Below are 17973 nucleotides of genomic sequence, written 5' to 3'. Positions count from 1 at the left end.
TTGATAGGAAAAAAGACTGGTTAATTTTAGAAAAAGACAAGGGAATGGAGGAACAACATATGATCGAACATGTGCTACAAACATTGCCGCAAGTCGTCATTGACGGATTGGCATTGGGAGCTGTATACGCGATTGTTGCCCTCGGATATACAATGGTGTATGGCATTTTAGAACTTATTAACTTCGCCCATGGGGAAATTTTTATGACAGGGGCATTTGTTGGCACAGCGCTTTTCTTATCGCTGTCTGCTTTTGGTTGGCTATCGTCTATGCCTATGCTGTTGTCTTTACTTATCGTCCTTGTGGCGACATCGATTGTGACAGGATTGCTTGGCATGGGGATTGAACGAGTTGCATATCGTCCGTTACGAAGCGCTCCAAAATTAATTACCCTTATTACAGCGATCGGTATTTCGTTTTTATTGCAAGATTTTGTTCGTTTTATTACAGAATTAAAGAAAGGAAACTATATTTTAACAGGTCCAAGTTTATTTAGTGGACAAGTAAACATTTCAGCTTCCTCTATCTGGTCGGGATTTCACGATGCCTCAGTTAAGTCCTCATTTTTTATCGTTTTAGTTACAGCCGTTGTCATGATGATGACGCTTGACTTTTTTGTAAATAAAACAAAATGGGGGATGGCAATGCGTGCTGTCGCCCAAGATCGTGAAACGGCGGCACTAATGAGTGTAAATGTCAACAAAGTCATTGCTTTAACATTTTTCATCGGCTCGGCGCTAGGAGGGGCAACAGGCGTTCTTTTTGCGATTCAATACGGAACGATTGACCCGTACATTGGTTTCATTTTAGGACTAAAAGCTTTCACAGCAGCAGTATTAGGTGGGATCGGAAACATTCGTGGAGCGATGTTCGGTGGCATTGTGCTCGGTTTGCTTGAAATGTTTGCGGCGGCGAACTTGCCGATCGTTTCCAACGGTATATTAGGAGCAGAGTATAAAGACGTATTTGCTTTTTCTATTTTAATTGTCGTTCTCATCTTTAAGCCAGAAGGACTATTCGGGAAAGTGTCCATTGAGAAAGTGTAGGTGGTCAACATGAAAAAATGGCTGAACGCATTCGAACAAAATAAGCGCCTTCAGGCGATTGTGATCACTGTATATGTCATCATAACGTTCGTTAGTTTATATTTAGCGCAAAAGTCGGTTGTTGCTTTTTTACTTTTGCTTTCCTCGCTTTTACTTTTACATTTCACAACGTTTTCGAATCGCGTGAAATGGTTGATAGGCATTGTCGTATTAAGCGTACTGTTACCTCTGGCTGCTAGTCAAGGTGAAGCGTACCAATCTTACATGGAAGTAGCTACGTTAGTTGGGATTTATATCGCTATGGCGCTTGGTTTAAACATTGTCGTTGGCCTTGCTGGTCTATTAGATTTAGGATTTGTTGCCTTTTTTGCGATTGGTGCTTATACGTATGGGATTTTTGCCACAACGCAAGCAAATAACTTTATGCCATTTGGAACATATCCGTTATCCGGTGAAAGTTTTTGGATATTTTTAATTATCGGTTGCATTGTTGCTGCGCTATTTGGAATATTGCTCGGCATTCCGGTGTTGCGTGTAAAAGGAGATTATTTAGCGATCGTGACGCTCGGGTTTGGGGAAATTATTCGCATTATTTTCAATAACTTAGATAAGCCGGTCAACATTACAAACGGGGCGATGGGACTTGCTTCCATTCAACCGCCGAAGTTGTTTGGACTAGAGTTTATGTACCCAAGCCAATTTTATTACGTCGTATTAGTTATTTTACTGCTCACCATTTTTGCTGTTCGACGTTTAGAGTATTCGAAAATTGGACGAGCGTGGAAAGCGGTGCGTGAAAATGAAATTGCTGCTCAGGCGATGGGTATTCCGCTTGTTCGTACGAAATTGATGGCGTTTGCGGTTGGCGCTTCGTTTTCAGGAATGATGGGGGTTGTATTTGCGGCGAAGCAAACGTTCGTTGACCCGACAAGCTTTACGTTACTCGAGTCCATTACGATTCTCGTCATGGTCATTTTAGGGGGAATGGGTAGCGTCCCAGGCGTTATACTCGGTGCGGCGCTTGTAACGATTTTAAATCTTCAAGTGCTTACCGAGCTAACAAACTGGTTAAACCAGCTTAGTTTAAGCGGAGTTGTCAGCATTCCGGATGCGCTATCTCCTGCCAAAATGCAACGATTTATTTTCGGAGTCATTTTAATTTTATTCGCTTTGTACCGGCCACAAGGATTATTGCCAGCAAAAACCCCTCGTTTTGACGAAAAAGAGTTAAAAAGCGGTGCAACGAATATGGTAGATGGAAAGGAGGGGGCAAAAGATGTGTATTTTAACGGTTAAACAACTCACAAAGCAATTTGGAGGACTTATTGCCAACAACAATATTGATATGAACGTACAACAAGGATCAATTACAGCTGTCATCGGACCGAACGGTGCAGGGAAAACAACGTTGTTTAACATGGTGACAGGTGTGTATCAACCGACGAGTGGCGATATTTTACTGAATGGCGAGTCAATCGTTGGTTTAAAACCGCATCAAGTTGCACAAAAAGGCATTTCGCGCACGTTCCAAAACATTCGTTTATTTGGAGCGATGACGGTTTTAGAAAACGTCATGGTTGGTATGCACACACATTTGCGTAGCGGGTTATTTCATACCATTTTTTCTACTCCATTCATGCGCAAAGAGGAAAAAGAAGCGAAACAAGAGGCGTATCGTCTTTTGCAATACGTTGGCTTACAGTCGCTTTATAACGAAGAAGCAAAAAATTTACCTTATGGGGCGCAACGAAAATTAGAAATTGCCCGCGCATTAGCGACGAAGCCAAAAGTGTTGCTGTTAGATGAGCCAGCTGCGGGAATGAATCCGAAAGAGACAGCAGAATTAACGAAGCTCATTTACCATATGAGAGAACAATTACAACTCACGATCATTTTAATTGAACATGATATGAAGCTTGTTATGGAAATTTCCGAACATATTATCGTGCTAGACCACGGAGAAAAAATTGCTGAAGGAACACCAGATGATATTCGAAACAATGAAAAAGTAATTGAAGCTTATTTAGGAAAAGGAGCGACCACTGCATCGTAGGGAGGGATAGCGAATGAGTTTGCTGCGGCTAGAGCGCGTTCATACATTTTATGGCGGAGTTCATGCGTTAAAAGGAATTGATTTAGAAGTATACGAAGGAGAAATTGTTACGTTAATCGGAAGCAATGGTGCAGGAAAATCAACGACGTTAAAAACCGTTAGTGGACAAGTAAAGGCGAAAAGCGGGAATATTTTATATGAAGGAAAAGACATAACGAATACCCCACCACATATGACAGCTTTATCAGGTATAGCACATGTTCCAGAAGGAAGGCGCATTTTTCCTAGATTGACGGTAAAAGAAAATTTAGAAATGGGTGCGTTTTCGGTGAAGGATAAAAAAGAAATAGCTGAACGAATGGAACGGGTGTTTCATTATTTTCCAAGATTAAAAGAGCGTCTACAACAAAAAGGGGGAACGATGAGCGGTGGAGAACAACAAATGTTAGCGATCGGTCGTGCTTTAATGATGAAGCCGCGACTTCTTATGTTAGATGAGCCGTCAATGGGTTTAGCCCCAATTATCGTTGAACAAATTTTTCATATTATTCGCGAGTTAAACGATGAAGGAATGACGATTTTGCTCGTCGAACAAAACGCGTTTCAAGCGCTTCAAATTGCACATCGTGGCTACGTCATTCAAACAGGAGAAATTACAATGTCAGGCACAGGAAAAGAGTTGCTTGGAAATGAACAAGTACGGGAAGCATATTTAGGATGAATAAAAGGCGCATGGCGACAAAAGCCAGCGCCTTTTGTATAATTGTTTTGGAGGGATGTTTGTGCAAATACATACAGTGATTTTACGATACTTAGAAATGGAATTAAAATCACCGTTTACAACAAGTTTTGGGACGATGAAAACGCGTCCGGTTTTATTAGTTGAAGTCATAGATCAAGATGGTGTGCGTGGCTGGGGAGAAGGTGTAGCTTTTTCTGCTCCGTGGTATACAGAAGAAACGATCGAGACGACGTGGCATATGCTTGAAAACTTTTTAATTCCGCTTCTTTTTCAAGCCCCCGTTTATCATCCTGACGAATTGCATGACCGATTTTCGATTGTTCGCCGCAATTACATGGCAAAAGCCGCGCTTGAAGGGGCCGTTTGGGATGCGTTTGCGAAACGACAACGGGTGTCGTTAAGCTCTGCGCTCGGCGGTGAAAAAAAAGAAGTGGAAGTTGGCATAAGCATCGGCATTCAGCCGATCACAAATATATTAAAACGGATCGAACAGGCGCTTGCGGAAGGATATAAACGTATAAAAATAAAAATTAAGCCCGGATGGGATGTTGATGTTGTTCGAGAGATTCGTCATCATTTCCCGCATGTTCCACTCATGGTTGATGCAAACTCCGCTTACTCGTTACGCGATATCGACCGCCTGAAAGCGCTTGATGACTATGAGTTGTTGATGATTGAACAGCCGCTTGCTGTCGATGACATCGTTGATCATGCGAAATTACAAGCGAATTTGAACACGCCGATTTGTTTAGATGAAAGCATTTGTTCATATGAAGATGTAAAAAGGGCGATTGAGTTAAAAAGTTGCCGCGTGATCAATATAAAAATTGGTCGGGTCGGTGGATTAACAGAAGCGAAACGCATTCATGATTTATGTCAACAACATCATATTCCTGTATGGTGTGGCGGTATGTTAGAAGGCGGGGTCGGACGAGCGCATAGCATTGCTTTAGCAACTCTCCCTCATTTTTCTCTCCCAGGGGATACAGCGGCATCAGCAAATTATTGGGAACGGGATTTCATTGATCCAGAAGTAACGGTTGACAATGGACGAATTTTTGTTCGACAACAAATTGGAATTGGTTACACCGTTAATCTGACAGAAGTCGATCGGCGTACCGTTCGCTCAAAAATATATAAAAGATCGAGAGGATGAGCGTATGTTTGACCCAACGATTTTCGACAATTTAAAAACGGTCGTAGAAGGAGCCATTTATGATTTAGATGTAACAGATGAACGTATCACAGTTGTTGATCGCTCAGACATCGTTGATTTAGCGAAATTCACGCGCGCATACGCACTTTCTTTTCAATTGCGGCATGCGCATAAAGTGACGTGCACAATTTCTCTTGCGATGACGCTTCAACATATTGCGAACGAGCTGTTATATGAAGATGCAACGCATGCAGGCTGTACGGTGACCGTTTCGTTTTCTTTTTCGGCTACACATGTCGATGGCCAAGCTGTAGAACAGACGCTAAAGCACATTTGGGGGGAACAGCGGACAGTTATACAAACGTTAACATATACATACCCAAAACATGAGCGATATACTCATCAAGTGACGATTGATTTCGAACGCATGATTAACGAAAGTCATGTCGACGATTTATTGCAGATGATCCCCTACATCATTCGTTCGCTTGAGCAATTACAACAATATGCCGCGTAAAAATCATTGAAGGAAGCAAACATTCGAAGTATGATAGAAATGAAAATGATTATAGTTATCATACTTGGAGTGTGACGAAATGAAAAAAGTGCACTTTTGCAAGAAAAATAAGTTTGCAACAAAAACGTTATATATGTTTCTAAAACAAACATTCAAACATGTCAAAATAAAACGAAAAGATTGCGTTGGTAAATGTAAAACATGCAAACATTGCCCGTTTGTCCTAATCGATGGCGAAGTCGTTAAAGCGACAACAACGGATGAATTGTATGATTGCATTTCTCATGAAGTGACCAAACAATGGTGGGCGTTTCGAAAAAAATAAGCAGGAATTTTTTTATTTTTGTTTAATTTCATGTGTGAAAGGGGGGAAAACAATGTGGTCAGAAGTGAAAAACGTTTTATCTCGCACGATGTCCTCACTTGCTTTTGAAACATGGATTGAAGGAACGACAGCGACGATGGAAGACGATAAAGTCATCATTCATTGTACAAACCCACTGCAAAAAAATTGGATACAAGCGTTGTATATGCCTCACATTGAACAAGCGATTGAAAAAGTTTACAGGAAGCGAATGATTATTCAGTTAGAGGCGCCTTATGAGCTGTCTGACGAACAATTTATGCGCATGTGGAACTACATGATCGCCCTCGAAAAACAAACGTGGAGCCTCGAAGCACGTGTAACGAAAGTGGAGAGACAAATGGAAGAAATAAAAAAAGAAGTCGCTCAACTACAAGAGCGCACCGATTTTCTTGAACGGTTACTATCTGCTGAGGAACAACCAGTATCGAAAACGTATATTCACTAAAAAGGTGTTCCAGCTAGCGGAACACCTTCATTTATTAACATTTTTTATAGTGCACAGTCATACATAATTTACCGCAACAAATAGAGCCGCCAGATCCTTCTAAACAACGAATCGATACTTTTTTTAAACTATTAAATGTTTTAGAAAACGATTGTCCTTCTGTTAACGTAGCAATTAATGTATCGTTCACACGTACTTCCACACCATCACAACTATTTTCCACTAATACCGTTACGGTTCCAAATGGTTTAATGACATCCCCATCAGCTTGCCAAATCGTACGATCTGTACTGTCACAACGAAACTCCCAATTTTGACAAACTTCATCCGTCACGATTGGACGGTCTGGACAACATCCGCCACAGCTCATTATATCCGCTCCTTCTCATCTTTTATTAGAAGAATGATCTTCCTCTATATACAATGCAGCAAACAAAAAAGTGTGTAGGATGTTGTCCTGTGTTTCGCACCTATTTTTTATCACATTTTTTCATCGTACGCCTATGCACGAATGTACATCGACACATAGTATGATATATCGAATGAAAAGGAGGGAGTGGCAGGTGGAGAAGCATTGTATTCATGTGGAGAAAGTGTTTGATTGGGTTGCGCGTTCGGTGAAATTAACGAAAAGAGAGACGTTGACCGAGCCGATTGTCGAGCATAATATTTGTGTTAACATTTGTGCGCCGTGCGGCGAAAAAACGATCGTATGGTCAGCAGAAGAACATGTGTATGCGTTTGGAACGGTGACGGTTGTATATGAACAAGGATGCGGACAACAAATGGACGTTTTGATTAACGGAGAAATCGCATGTTCATTACAAGAAGGGGAATCCCGTTCATTGACGATGTCACATTTACGCGACGTGCATGTTGAATGTAAAGGAAATGGTACGTGCATCGGACGTGTATGCATTCAACTTCATCAACAGCTCGATCGTCTTGGCGATTGTGAACATATTCGCTGCATATTGACCGATGCGTGCGGACAGCCGATTGCGCCAGAACAGATCACTTGTCGCGTGCTTGATGAACGACAGACGGTGCATATCATGTTGCCAAACGGAAAACGGGTTGCATTGCAAAAAATATATGTTCTTGTTGAAACATTTGTCGTATTACAATGTACACGAAAAGATGGGACGGTATGGAAAACAAAACCGATTTCATTAGCAACGATCGAGGACGTATTATTATGTACCCCACCAGAGACAAATATCGTTTGTGAAACGGTTGTTGCTGACTGTAAAGCAGCGCTTCTTTCAACAACTTGCCCACAAATATTCATTTCTGTTCATATTTTTCAGCATATTCAATCAGTTGGACGTGTCAAAATTGAAATTGAAGGAACAACATGCACGCCGCGCATCGAACAACAAGTTGACATATGCCCACCACATCACATACCCAGTTGTCCGTTATAAAAAGAGAGCGACGCGTCAAGCGAAGCTCTCTTATCGCGTAAAGCCAAATATGCCCGAAATAAAACAACTGCTAACGATCCATGTTTCATTTGTTTTTGTCAGACGCACTGTTCCTTTCCCAACGGCATCAATCTTGACGCCTTCTATATTGTTAAACTGCCCTCCTGCTAACGTGTCGATATCTACTGTTTGTCCTTGAATGCCTTGCAAAAAGCTTGTAATTGAACGTTCGCAACAATCACACGTTTCGTCAATGGCGGGAAGAGGAATATTTTTTAGCACATCTCCTCTCACCCCGACGACATTACAAATGGGAAACGCTGCCGAACGTTTATTTTGTCCGCTACCAGGAATCGTACCCGTGACAATCAAGTCATTTACGATCGCACCAACGATAAAATTATTATTCCCTTGTCCTAGTCCTGTTTGATCGAGCGTGGCAATATCGACTTCTTTTCCGTTTAGCTGTGCTAGTACATCTTTCATTCCTTCGACACAGCATGGGCATTCATCGCGTTGTGGCGGCATTGGTTTATGGCGCGTCGGTGCACAACAACATTTTTTCATTTCGTTTCCTCCTCTCTACTTTAGCGTATGAACGAGAGAGAGGAACGGTGTGGACGGGCGGCTATAAAAACGGATTGCGCCATTCCATAAGCAAGGCGTAGTTGCACGATTGGGCATCTTCTAAATAATTGGCGACGACTTTCACTGGCGTGCGACCGCAACGAAGTAAAAACGTAATGACAGGGTCTTTTAGTTTTCCTTGGATTACCTCATGTACATATTGTTCGGCCGTCATTTCACTCGCGTACAGATGATACCCCGGCATCCGACTGCCACCTAATAGTCGTTCAAGCTTTTGCTGGACGACAACTTCGTACATCGACTGCATTAGCCATTTTCCTAAGCCGAGTTTTCGATATGATGGGCGGACACCGATGTCGACGACGTATAACGTATTGCCGTTTCGGTTATGGTTGCGAATATATCCGTTATCCGTTATTTCTTCCCACGTATGATCGGCATCGCTTGGATGAAAGTTCACGATCAAACCGGTCATCGATCCGACGACTTCCCCGTCCACTTCGACACATAATGCCCCCTCTGGAAAAAGTGTGATATGGTTCATAAGCTGTTCTTTATTCCACCATAGTTCAGATGGGAAAGGAGGTGGAAAACTTTCTTGCTGAATGCGAATTAACGCATCGATGTCTTTCTCTCCGTAATTACGAATGGTCGCAGGAATCGGACGGTCGCCATGAAAGACGTAAAGTTGCTTTTTATACATCGTTCTCCCCCTTATGTCCAATCTGTATATAAATCCGTGCGCCGATCGCGCCAAGTTGTTACCGAACCGCGTTCGCGAACGTCGTAAAGAAGCTGTAAGTCGAGATCAGCCGTAATGATCATATCGTCATTGATTTCTCCTTCCGCTAAAATACCGCGTGGCGGGAACGGAATATCGTTCGGTGTAATGATCGCTGCTTGCCCGAAGTTTGCGCGCATAAAATCAACGGTTGGCAATGAACCAACTGTCCCTGTTGTGACGACGTATACTTGATTTTCAATCGCACGGGCGTGACATGTGTAGCGCACGCGATGAAACCCGTGACGATCATCGGTACACGACGGACAAAAAATGACGTCCGCTCCTTTTGCACGCGCCATGCGCACAATTTCAGGAAATTCAATGTCATAACATGTTAAAATCGCAATGGTTCCTTTCGTTGTTGGAAAGACGCGCAATGTGTCGCCGCCATGCATATTCCATTCGTTCACTTCCGTCGGGGTAATATGTAGCTTTGCCTGTTCGGCAATCGTTCCATCGGGATAAAATAAATGTGCCACATTATATAGTCGATCTTCTCTTTTTATGACATGTGTCCCGCCAATAATATGCATATTCGTCTGTTTCGCAAGCGTGGTAAATAGCGAGCGATATGCTTCTGTAAACGTTGGAAGCTCGTCAATCGTTAACGCTTCTTTCGTGTCATCGCCAATGGACATGAGCTGTGTCGTCATAAACTCAGGGAATAGGACAAATTCAGCCCCAAATTCTTGCGCTGTTTTTACATAATGTTCCACTTGTTTTGCGAACTGTTCAAACGATTGAATCGTATGTAAATGATATTGAACCGCACTAACACGCATTTTCAATGAAAACACCTTCTTTTTTGTCTTTTTTCACCATTATAACGAACATTTTTTCATTTGTCTGAATTGAAGCATTGTTTGTGCAGAAAAAATGATCCATATGTTACAATAGCGCTAAAGGAGGAATGTGAGATGATCATTTACGATTTTCACGTACGCACGATTCAAGGAGAAGAACAATCGTTAGCGCAGTATAAAGGAAACGTATTACTCATCGTCAATACAGCAAGTAAATGCGGATTGACGCCGCAATACGAACAATTGCAACAGCTATATGACAAATATAAAGATCGTGGTTTTGTTGTGCTCGGTTTTCCGTGCAATCAGTTTGGAAATCAAGAGCCGGGATCGGAAGAAGAAATTTCACAATTTTGCCAATTGAATTATCGTGTAACGTTTCCGATGTTTGCGAAAGTGGACGTAAACGGTCCAAACGCCCATCCACTGTTCGTTTACTTAACGGAGCAAGCGCCAGGTGTGTTAGGAACGAAAGCGGTGAAATGGAATTTTACAAAGTTTTTAGTTGATCGAAACGGGCAAGTGGTCGCGCGGTTTGCACCAACAACAAAGCCGTTAGAACTAGAACAACATATTGAACAATTGCTTAGTGAAACCGTCTCTGAATGAAAAGAGGCGGTTTTTTGTTGGGCGTAATGGATATGTCTATACGAAATTTTTTTTAGTGCATATGTTGAGATAGTAGGGATTTATGTCAAATAGGAGGGGTTATATGTTCATTGAGCCATGGATTGTAGATGAAACGATGCACGAATTTTTCGTACCGGACTATATTGAACAAATGGCAGAAGACGTTTTGCGCCATTACGATTTGTCTGTTCAAAGTAGGCAAGTCGTGACGACGAAGCCAGATAAAGGGGGAGCGATTTGGAAATTAGAGACGAACAAAGGTCCGAAAAGTTTAAAATTGCTTCATCGCCGTCCAACGCGCAGCTTGTTTAGCCTTGGCGCTCAGCGATATTTAGTCGATGTGCAAAACGCAAATGTCCCGCCGATTGTACAAACGAAAGAAGGAACGGATTATGTAGAGGCGGGAGGAAAACTATGGTTTGTTGCTGAATGGATCGAGCCGTTATTTCCTGTAACGAAAGATTTAGAAGGAGCGAAACAGCTTTGTTATGCGCTTGGTGAATTTCATCGTTTAAGTAAAGGATATGTCCCTCCAAAGGGAGCAGAAATCGCTTCACGGTTATACAAATGGCCGAAAACGTACGAAAAAACGATAAACAAAATGGATTGGTTTCGTCAATTAGCGAAGGCGTATAAAGAGATGCCCGCAAGTGCCATGTTATTGGAAGTTGTCGATCATTTTCAAGCACAGGCCCGTGAAAGTTTTGCGCGACTTCAACAATCTTCGTATCATCAATTAGTCGAACGAGGAAATAGTGAATGGGGACTCGTGCATCAAGATTACGGCTGGTCGAACGGACAAATGGGCGCAAATGGTATGTGGATTATCGATTTAGATGGCGTCGCATACGATTTGCCGATTCGTGATTTACGAAAACTTATTTCCGGTACGATGGCTGATTTATACCGTTGGGACGTTCATTGGGTGCGTGAAATGATTCGAGCGTATGATGAGGCAAATCCGATCGACGCTTCATTATATGACGTGTTGATGATCGATTTGTCACTTCCGAATGAATTTTACAAAAATTTAAAAGAAGTAGTATATGATCCAGAGCTGTTTTTAAACGAACAAACGATGTAACTCATTGAGACGATTGTTGCCACAGATGCAACAAAATGGCCAGTACTCGCTGAAATTGAAAACGATTGGAAGGAGAACGGAAATCGATGAACATTTTAATGATTTGTACAGAAAAATTACCTGTTCCTCCCGTGCTTGGGGGTGCGATTCAAACGTATATTGCTGGGATTCTTCCTCATCTTCGCACCGCTCATCGCATTACTGTACTAGGGGTGCAACATGAAACATTACCAAACGAAGAAACGATCGATGGCATTCACTATGTGCGCATCCCAGGAGGTATATTTGATACGTATTGCGATCATGTCGTTCAGTATGTGCAAGCGCATCCGTTTGATTTGATCCACATTTTCAATAGGCCTCGTCTTGTTTTACCTATTCGTCAAGTCGCTCCTCATGCCAAAATTACGCTCAGCATGCATAACGATATGTTTCAAATTACGAAAATTAACCGTGAAGAAGCTGAAGAAGTGGTGAAACAAGTATCCGCCATTGTCACCGTTAGCAACTATGTCGGCCAAGTCATTAGCGAACTATACCCAGAAGCAGAAGGAAAATTACGAACGATTTACTCCGGTGTCGACTCGGAACGATTTTTACCAGGGAATCATCCGAATATGGCGTCGATTCGTAAACAGCTACGTCAAGCGCATGGCATCGATCAAAAAACCGTCATTTTATTTGCCGGTCGATTGTCGCCAAATAAAGGAGTGGATAAACTCATTCAAGCGTTGCCAGAACTGGCGAAACGGTTTAATGATTTAGCGCTCGTCATTGTCGGAAGCAAATGGTTTAGCGAAGAAGGAACAACGGACTATATTGCCTACGTTCGCTCATTGGCTAAAAGATTGCCAATCCCCGTTGTGGCGACCGGATTCGTGCCACCAAACGAAATTCAAAACTGGTTTGCCGCTGCTGATTTGTTCGTTTGTACATCGCAATGGCAAGAGCCGCTTGCTCGCGTTCATTATGAAGCGATGGCGGCAGGGCTTCCGATTGTGACAACCGCTCGTGGTGGGAATCCAGAAGTCATCGTTCCAAATGAAAACGGTGTTGTCGTCGAAAGACCAGAAGATCCGCAAGACTTTGTGGAAAAAATGACATATGTGCTATCTAATCGTACACTCATGAAGAAAATGGGAGAAAACGGGCGTAAATTAGCGACATCGCTTTATCGTTGGGAGCGCGTGGCATCAGATTTGCTTCATGTATGGCAACATGTCGAACAAATCGATCTTTCGGTAGCACCGGTAACTGTTTCTACTGAAGCAACGCTCGACCAAGCTGTTACAGAACTATCTATTGAACCGATTTCACACGTTGAACCATCCATTCCAGAAAAAGCGATACCGAATAAAAAGAGAAAAAGGTCATTTATATGGGCGATTACGACATAAAACTCCCACTTACGTTTGTGGGAGTTTCGGTCTCGTTTGCATATATAAATAGAAGTCGTCATTTTGTTTTTCAATGATGACGTCGCGTAAAATTTGAGCAAGGACTGTACTATACACAGTTCCGTTATCTCCGTAAGCATAGACGAAATAACAGTTTGGAAAGGAATCGTACACTCCAATCATCGGAAGGCCATCGTGCGTCCCGCCGTAAAAGGCAGCTAAATAAAATTCTGGAACGACGTGAATATCGGGGAACAGTCGATGAAATTCTTCGATCAGTCGTTCTTTTTTATGCATCAGTTTGGCGTCACGGTCATCCGCATAAGCGGTATTTTCATCTAGTCCGCCGATAATAATGCGATCATCCGCCGTTGTGCGCATATATACATACGGGCGCGCCGTTTCCCAAATGAGCGTTCGCTTATACCAACTTGAAAAATCTTCAACACGATTGGTAACGACGGCATATGAACTAACGAGCAACGCCTTTTTTTCTTGCTTCACTTCTAACGTTTCGTAGCCTGCGGCGAAAATGACTTTTCGTGCTTGAATGGTATATCCGTTTTTCGTATAACATGTTGCCATATGTTGTTCAAGTTTTTTTCCGTTCATTTCTGTTTCTTCGAAAATACGTACCCCACGTTGTTTTGCATATTCTAATAAACCAATTGTCAGTTTATATGGGTTTAATTCTCCATCCCCCGTTGTATATAAAGCGGCATGCTTTGTAAACGGATAATGGCGACGAATTTGTTGTTCATCTAACCAAACAACAGGATATCCTTGCTTTTTTAATGCCATATATTCTTTTTCAAGCTTTTGAACATCTTCTGCTACGCTTGCGTAATACAAACTATCTCTTCTTTGAAATTCTACATCGATATGTAATTTGTTTGCGATTTGCTCTAGCTCATCGACCGCCTGTTGACAAAGTGTCAAATGACGAGCGGCATACGCTTCGCCAAAACTGTTCACAAGTTCAAAAAACATTTTATCTCCAAGACATTGAATAAGTGCTGTGTTTGTCATTGTACTTCCGTATCCTGCTTTTCGTTTGTCGATGACAACAACGTCTAAATCCGTTTCACTCAAATAATAAGCACATAACGCTCCTGAACCTCCCGCACCGACAATTAATACGTCACATTGGATATCTTCGTCTAGTGGTGGATACGAAGGAACGTCGGGAACCGTCGTTGGCCAGTATAACTTTCCTGTTTGCAAATCCATGGCTACAACCACCTTTCTTGTTCGTTTTGGTCTTTTTTAGATTGACCTGCATATGTAAAAGTATGCGACAAGTTATATACTAACATAACAAAAAACTTTCTTATTTTTGGAATATTTGATAAAATGAAACGGAGTGCAGATGAGGAGGTTAGAAAGTAGGGGAGAACGTGAAAGTATTTCTTGATTTAATGTGGTTTTTTAAACAGGAGAAAAAGGCGTATGTGACAGGGATCATACTACTTGCGATCGTTTCATTGCTTGAACTCGTTCCTCCAAAAGTGATTGGGCATGTTGTGGATGCTGTAAAAGCAGGGGAACTGACGAAAGAAAAGCTGATTATGTGGTTAAGTTTGCTTGCAGGTGTTGCGCTTTGTATGTATGTTTGTCGTTACGTTTGGCGGACGATGATTTTTGGCTCAGCAGCAAAGCTTGCACGCTTGTTGCGCGATCGGCTATATGAGCACTTTACGATGATGTCACCGTCATTTTATCAAAGTCGCCGCATCGGCGATTTAATGGCACATGCGACAAATGATTTACAAGCGATCCAGCAAACAGCGGGTGTTGGTGTCTTGACGCTTGTTGATTCATTGTGTATCGGGGGATTTGTCATTGCAACAATGGCATTTACAATTAGTTGGAAACTAACGCTTATTTGTTTATTGCCAATGCCACTTATGGCGTATTTAACAAGTTACTATGGTTCCTTGCTGCACCAACGGTTCCATTACGCACAAGAGGCATTTTCTTCTTTAAACGATAAAGTACAGGAAAGCATTGCTGGAATCAAAGTAATAAAAACGTTTGGACAAGAAAAAGAAGAAATTGAATCGTTTCGAGTACAGGTAGATGATGTCGTTCGAAAAAATATGGCAGTTGCCCGAATTGACTCGTTGTTTGATCCAACAATTTCACTTATTGTTGGTGTTTCGTTTTTTTTAGCGATCGCTTTTGGAGCGCGTTTTGTCGTTCAAGGGGAGTTAACGATTGGACAGCTCGTTTCTTTTACGATGTATTTGGGATTGCTCATTTGGCCAATGTTGGCGTTCGGTTGGTTATTTAACATTGTAGAGCGCGGTCGTGCTTCGTATGACCGTGTGTCATCATTGTTACGTGAAAAGCCGGATATACAAGAAGATGATGGATTGATTGATGAAGTGCCAACCGGTGACATCACATACGATATTCGTTCCTTTACATATCCGAATGAAACGAAGCCAACATTACAGCACATTCAGTTTACATTAAAAAAAGGGGAAACGTTAGGAATTGTTGGAAAAACAGGATCCGGAAAAACGACGCTTTTAAAAGTGTTATTGCGCGAGTTTATTGGAATGGATGGAGACGTTTATTTTGGTGGACATTCGATTACACAATATCGGTTAGAACGATTGCGCGAAGCGATTGGTTATGTACCACAAGACCATTTTCTTTTTTCTACCTCCATTCGAGATAATATTGCGTTCGCTCGTCCAGATGCAAGTCAAGAAGAAGTGGAGCGCGTCGCTAAACTGGCTCAAGTGCATGATGATATTATACAGTTTCCAGAAGGATACGAAACGGTCGTTGGCGAAAGAGGAGTGTCTTTATCTGGGGGGCAAAAGCAACGCTTGTCGATCGCGCGTGCATTGTTGCTTGATCCAGAAGTACTCATTTTAGACGACTCCTTATCGGCAGTCGATGCACAAACAGAAGAGCGTATTTTGCATTCATTGAAAGAAAATCGTGCGGGAAAGACGACGATGATTGCAACGCATCGGTTAAGCGCCATTCAACATGCGCATCTCATTTTAGTGCTTGAAGATGGAAAAATTATTCAACGCGGCACGCATGACGAGCTTGTTGCACAAGACGGATGGTATCGGGAGATGTACATCCGCCAACAGCTTGAACAATCTGTGGAACGTGGGGGTATACAATGAAGTCGAATATAAATCAGCGACAAGTGTTTATGCGGTTGATGCGTTATGCGATTCCGCATCGAAAGTCGTTGTTGCTTGCTTTTTTTCTTTTAGCATTAACGACCGCAGGAGACGTGCTCGGTCCGATCATTGTAAAAATTTTTATTGACGATTATTTAGCGCAGATGACATTTCCGCTTCAAGCAATGATCGGACTAGCGACAGCGTATATCATGATTCATATCGGAAAAGTGTTTCTTTCTTATTTTCAATTATTGAAATTTCAAGAAATTGCATTGGAAATTATTCAACAGCTTCGCATGGATGTATTTGCGAAAGTACAATCGTTAGGGATGCGCTACTTCGATCGCACGCCAGCAGGGAGCATTGTATCACGAGTGACAAATGATACGGAAGCCATTAAAGAAATGTTTGTTGAAGTACTTGTCACCTTTATTCAAAGTGCTTTTTTCTTAGTCGGCGTGTTTGTTGCAATGTTCTTGCTTGATGTTCGATTAGCTGCTTTTTGTTTAGTTATTTTACCGATTATTTATCTCATTATTCGTACGTATCGGAAATACAGTTCGGTGTTTTATAGCGATTTGCGGGAGCGATTAAGCCAACTGAATGCGAAGTTAAATGAATCGCTTCAAGGAATGGCGATCATTCAACCGTTCCGTCAACAAAAGCGGATGAAAGAGCAATTTGGGGCCATTAATGAAAAACATTATATGGCAGCGATGAAAAATATTAAACTAGATAGTTTATTGCTTCGTCCAGCAACAGACTTAGTTTATGTGTTTTCGCTCATTGTTGTGTTAAGTTACTTCGGTATTTCTTCCTTTCAAAGCCCGGTTGAAATTGGAGTGTTATACGCTTTTGTCAATTATTTAGAGCGTTTTTTTGAACCAATTAACCAAATGATGATGCGGTTATCGATGTTTCAACAAGCGCTCGTTGCTTCCTCACGTGTATTTCAATTGTTAGATGAAAAAGAAGAAGAACCGAAACAAGCTGAAAAACCGCTCGTGATTGAAAAGGGGACGGTTGAATTTCGTAACGTATCGTTTAGTTATGATGGAAAACGAGATGTGCTAAAAAACATTTCGTTTATTGCTCGGCCTGGGGAGACCGTCGCGCTTGTCGGTCATACCGGAAGCGGAAAAAGTTCAATTATTCAACTGCTCATGCGTTTTTATGAGTTTGAACGCGGTGATATTTTGATTGATGGTCATTCTATTAAAGAGTATCCAAAGAGAGAGTTGCGGAAACATATCGGCCTTGTGCTTCAAGACCCATTTTTGTTTTATGGGACGGTACGAGATAACATTCGGCTCCATCATCAACATTTGACGGATGAACATATTGAGCAAGCTGCCAAATTTGTTCAAGCCCATTCTTTTATTGAAAAGTTGTCGAAAGGATATGATCATCCTGTGACAGAGAGGGGCACGACGTTTTCAAGCGGACAACGCCAACTCATTGCGTTTGCCCGAACGATGGCGATGAATCCGAAAATATTAGTGCTTGATGAAGCGACAGCAAACATTGATACAGAAACAGAAGAAGCGATTCAACAAGCGCTTGAAAAGATGAGAAAAGGGCGAACAACGATTGCTATCGCTCATCGCTTATCAACAATTCAGGATGCAGATCAAATTCTCGTCTTGCACCAAGGAGAAATCATCGAGCGCGGCACTCATCAACAGTTGCTTGCAAAACGAGGACTGTATTATCGCATGTACGTATTGCAAAATGGGGTAAAGGAAGACATATGTATGTAAATTGAATGTATTCATTGAA

18 protein-coding genes and 1 pseudogene are annotated in these 17973 nt (G+C 41.9%); 14 read left to right on the top strand and 5 right to left on the bottom strand.

All coding sequences use genetic code 11. From position 1 onward, the window contains the following. The first annotated feature begins 59 nt into the window (after positions 1 to 59). The 8 genes from CS060_RS06640 to CS060_RS06605 all read left to right on the top strand — a co-directional run bounded on the left by CS060_RS06640 (position 60) and on the right by CS060_RS06605 (position 6326). Complete coding sequence (locus CS060_RS06640; RefSeq protein WP_035046986.1) at positions 60 to 1046, top strand: branched-chain amino acid ABC transporter permease; 987 nt, start codon at positions 60 to 62, stop codon at positions 1044 to 1046. A 9-nt stretch (positions 1047 to 1055) separates the two neighbouring features. Beyond that, a complete protein-coding gene (locus CS060_RS06635) occupies positions 1056 to 2342 on the top strand; it encodes a branched-chain amino acid ABC transporter permease (RefSeq protein WP_035046988.1) in 1287 nt (428 codons plus the stop codon). After that, positions 2323 to 3099, top strand: coding sequence for an ABC transporter ATP-binding protein (locus tag CS060_RS06630; protein WP_035046952.1), 777 nt, complete (start codon positions 2323 to 2325; stop codon positions 3097 to 3099). The genes CS060_RS06635 and CS060_RS06630 overlap by 20 nt, the downstream gene beginning before the upstream one ends. Before the next feature lie 13 nt (positions 3100 to 3112). After that, positions 3113 to 3820 (top strand): ABC transporter ATP-binding protein, encoded by a 708-nt coding sequence (locus tag CS060_RS06625; protein ID WP_035046953.1) that lies wholly within the window; start codon positions 3113 to 3115, stop codon positions 3818 to 3820. A 55-nt stretch (positions 3821 to 3875) separates the two neighbouring features. After that, a complete protein-coding gene (gene menC, locus CS060_RS06620) occupies positions 3876 to 4997 on the top strand; it encodes an o-succinylbenzoate synthase (RefSeq protein ID WP_035046954.1) in 1122 nt (373 codons plus the stop codon). Positions 4998 to 5001: 4 nt separating this feature from the next. Beyond that, positions 5002 to 5514 carry a hypothetical protein gene (locus CS060_RS06615; protein ID WP_035046955.1) on the top strand — a complete coding sequence of 171 codons (513 nt, stop codon included), beginning with the start codon at positions 5002 to 5004 and terminating at the stop codon, positions 5512 to 5514. A 79-nt stretch (positions 5515 to 5593) separates the two neighbouring features. After that, complete coding sequence (locus tag CS060_RS06610) at positions 5594 to 5839, top strand: YuzB family protein (protein WP_035046956.1); 246 nt, start codon at positions 5594 to 5596, stop codon at positions 5837 to 5839. 52 nt (positions 5840 to 5891) lie between these two features. Then, complete coding sequence (locus CS060_RS06605) at positions 5892 to 6326, top strand: DnaA N-terminal domain-containing protein (protein ID WP_099668800.1); 435 nt, start codon at positions 5892 to 5894, stop codon at positions 6324 to 6326. A gap of 34 nt (positions 6327 to 6360) precedes the next feature. Here CS060_RS06605 and CS060_RS06600 read toward each other — a convergent pair whose 3' ends face one another. Continuing rightward, complete coding sequence (locus CS060_RS06600) at positions 6361 to 6696, bottom strand: DUF3992 domain-containing protein (protein WP_099668799.1); 336 nt, start codon at positions 6694 to 6696, stop codon at positions 6361 to 6363. 193 nt (positions 6697 to 6889) lie between these two features. Between CS060_RS06600 and CS060_RS06595 the strand changes: the two genes are divergently transcribed. Beyond that, positions 6890 to 7753, top strand: a complete 864-nt coding sequence (locus CS060_RS06595) for a BMQ_0737 family morphogenetic spore coat protein (protein ID WP_231563534.1) — start codon at positions 6890 to 6892, stop codon at positions 7751 to 7753. 30 nt (positions 7754 to 7783) lie between these two features. Here the strand turns inward: CS060_RS06595 and CS060_RS06590 are convergent, their stop codons facing one another. The 3 genes from CS060_RS06590 to CS060_RS06580 all read right to left on the bottom strand — a co-directional run bounded on the left by CS060_RS06590 (position 7784) and on the right by CS060_RS06580 (position 9913). Continuing rightward, positions 7784 to 8320 (bottom strand): hypothetical protein, encoded by a 537-nt coding sequence (locus CS060_RS06590; RefSeq protein ID WP_035046957.1) that lies wholly within the window; start codon positions 8318 to 8320, stop codon positions 7784 to 7786. Positions 8321 to 8381: 61 nt separating this feature from the next. Then, positions 8382 to 9044 carry a GNAT family N-acetyltransferase gene (locus CS060_RS06585; RefSeq protein WP_035046958.1) on the bottom strand — a complete coding sequence of 221 codons (663 nt, stop codon included), beginning with the start codon at positions 9042 to 9044 and terminating at the stop codon, positions 8382 to 8384. An 11-nt stretch (positions 9045 to 9055) separates the two neighbouring features. Further along, positions 9056 to 9913 carry a carbon-nitrogen hydrolase family protein gene (locus CS060_RS06580; RefSeq protein ID WP_035046959.1) on the bottom strand — a complete coding sequence of 286 codons (858 nt, stop codon included), beginning with the start codon at positions 9911 to 9913 and terminating at the stop codon, positions 9056 to 9058. A 129-nt stretch (positions 9914 to 10042) separates the two neighbouring features. On the opposite strand from CS060_RS06580, the gene CS060_RS06575 reads away from it, so the two are divergent. The 3 genes and pseudogenes from CS060_RS06575 (at position 10043) to CS060_RS06565 (ending at position 13039) form a co-directional block, all read left to right on the top strand. Further along, a complete protein-coding gene (locus CS060_RS06575) occupies positions 10043 to 10537 on the top strand; it encodes a glutathione peroxidase (RefSeq protein WP_035046960.1) in 495 nt (164 codons plus the stop codon). 103 nt (positions 10538 to 10640) lie between these two features. Beyond that, a pseudogene (locus tag CS060_RS06570) lies at positions 10641 to 11732 on the top strand (CotS family spore coat protein). Further along, the gene (locus tag CS060_RS06565) at positions 11729 to 13039 is read left to right on the top strand and encodes a glycosyltransferase family 4 protein (RefSeq protein ID WP_035046964.1); all 1311 of its coding nucleotides are present in this window, start codon (positions 11729 to 11731) and stop codon (positions 13037 to 13039) included. The pseudogene CS060_RS06570 and the gene CS060_RS06565 overlap by 4 nt, the downstream one beginning before the upstream one ends. 9 nt (positions 13040 to 13048) lie before the next feature. On the opposite strand, the gene CS060_RS06560 is transcribed toward CS060_RS06565, so the two are convergent. Then, complete coding sequence (locus CS060_RS06560; RefSeq protein ID WP_035046966.1) at positions 13049 to 14269, bottom strand: NAD(P)/FAD-dependent oxidoreductase; 1221 nt, start codon at positions 14267 to 14269, stop codon at positions 13049 to 13051. Positions 14270 to 14436: 167 nt separating this feature from the next. On the opposite strand from CS060_RS06560, the gene CS060_RS06555 reads away from it, so the two are divergent. Both CS060_RS06555 and CS060_RS06550 read left to right on the top strand, forming a co-directional pair. Beyond that, entirely contained in the window at positions 14437 to 16191 is a 1755-nt protein-coding gene (locus CS060_RS06555; protein WP_099668798.1) for an ABC transporter transmembrane domain-containing protein, read from the top strand. After that, positions 16188 to 17954, top strand: a complete 1767-nt coding sequence (locus CS060_RS06550; RefSeq protein WP_035046968.1) for an ABC transporter ATP-binding protein — start codon at positions 16188 to 16190, stop codon at positions 17952 to 17954. Before CS060_RS06555 ends, CS060_RS06550 begins: the two co-directional genes overlap by 4 nt. Positions 17955 to 17973: the final 19 nt, after the last annotated feature.

This window comes from Anoxybacillus flavithermus (genome assembly GCF_002742685.1).
GTDB lineage: Bacteria > Bacillota > Bacilli > Bacillales > Anoxybacillaceae > Anoxybacillus > Anoxybacillus flavithermus_E.
This window is presented reverse-complemented; position numbering and strand designations above follow the sequence as displayed.

Coding starts and splice junctions, on each gene's coding strand:
- CS060_RS06575 (WP_035046960.1), top strand. CDS start 10,043: ATGATCATTTACGATTTTCACGTACGCACGATTCAAGGAGAAGAACAA.
- CS060_RS06625 (WP_035046953.1), top strand. CDS start 3,113: ATGAGTTTGCTGCGGCTAGAGCGCGTTCATACATTTTATGGCGGAGTT.
- CS060_RS06590 (WP_035046957.1), bottom strand. CDS start 8,320: ATGAAAAAATGTTGTTGTGCACCGACGCGCCATAAACCAATGCCGCCA.
- menC (WP_035046954.1), top strand. CDS start 3,876: ATGTTTGTGCAAATACATACAGTGATTTTACGATACTTAGAAATGGAA.
- CS060_RS06600 (WP_099668799.1), bottom strand. CDS start 6,696: ATGAGCTGTGGCGGATGTTGTCCAGACCGTCCAATCGTGACGGATGAA.
- CS060_RS06635 (WP_035046988.1), top strand. CDS start 1,056: ATGAAAAAATGGCTGAACGCATTCGAACAAAATAAGCGCCTTCAGGCG.
- CS060_RS06630 (WP_035046952.1), top strand. CDS start 2,323: ATGTGTATTTTAACGGTTAAACAACTCACAAAGCAATTTGGAGGACTT.
- CS060_RS06640 (WP_035046986.1), top strand. CDS start 60: ATGATCGAACATGTGCTACAAACATTGCCGCAAGTCGTCATTGACGGA.
- CS060_RS06560 (WP_035046966.1), bottom strand. CDS start 14,269: ATGGATTTGCAAACAGGAAAGTTATACTGGCCAACGACGGTTCCCGAC.
- CS060_RS06605 (WP_099668800.1), top strand. CDS start 5,892: ATGTGGTCAGAAGTGAAAAACGTTTTATCTCGCACGATGTCCTCACTT.
- CS060_RS06550 (WP_035046968.1), top strand. CDS start 16,188: ATGAAGTCGAATATAAATCAGCGACAAGTGTTTATGCGGTTGATGCGT.
- CS060_RS06615 (WP_035046955.1), top strand. CDS start 5,002: ATGTTTGACCCAACGATTTTCGACAATTTAAAAACGGTCGTAGAAGGA.
- CS060_RS06585 (WP_035046958.1), bottom strand. CDS start 9,044: ATGTATAAAAAGCAACTTTACGTCTTTCATGGCGACCGTCCGATTCCT.
- CS060_RS06565 (WP_035046964.1), top strand. CDS start 11,729: ATGAACATTTTAATGATTTGTACAGAAAAATTACCTGTTCCTCCCGTG.
- CS060_RS06610 (WP_035046956.1), top strand. CDS start 5,594: ATGAAAAAAGTGCACTTTTGCAAGAAAAATAAGTTTGCAACAAAAACG.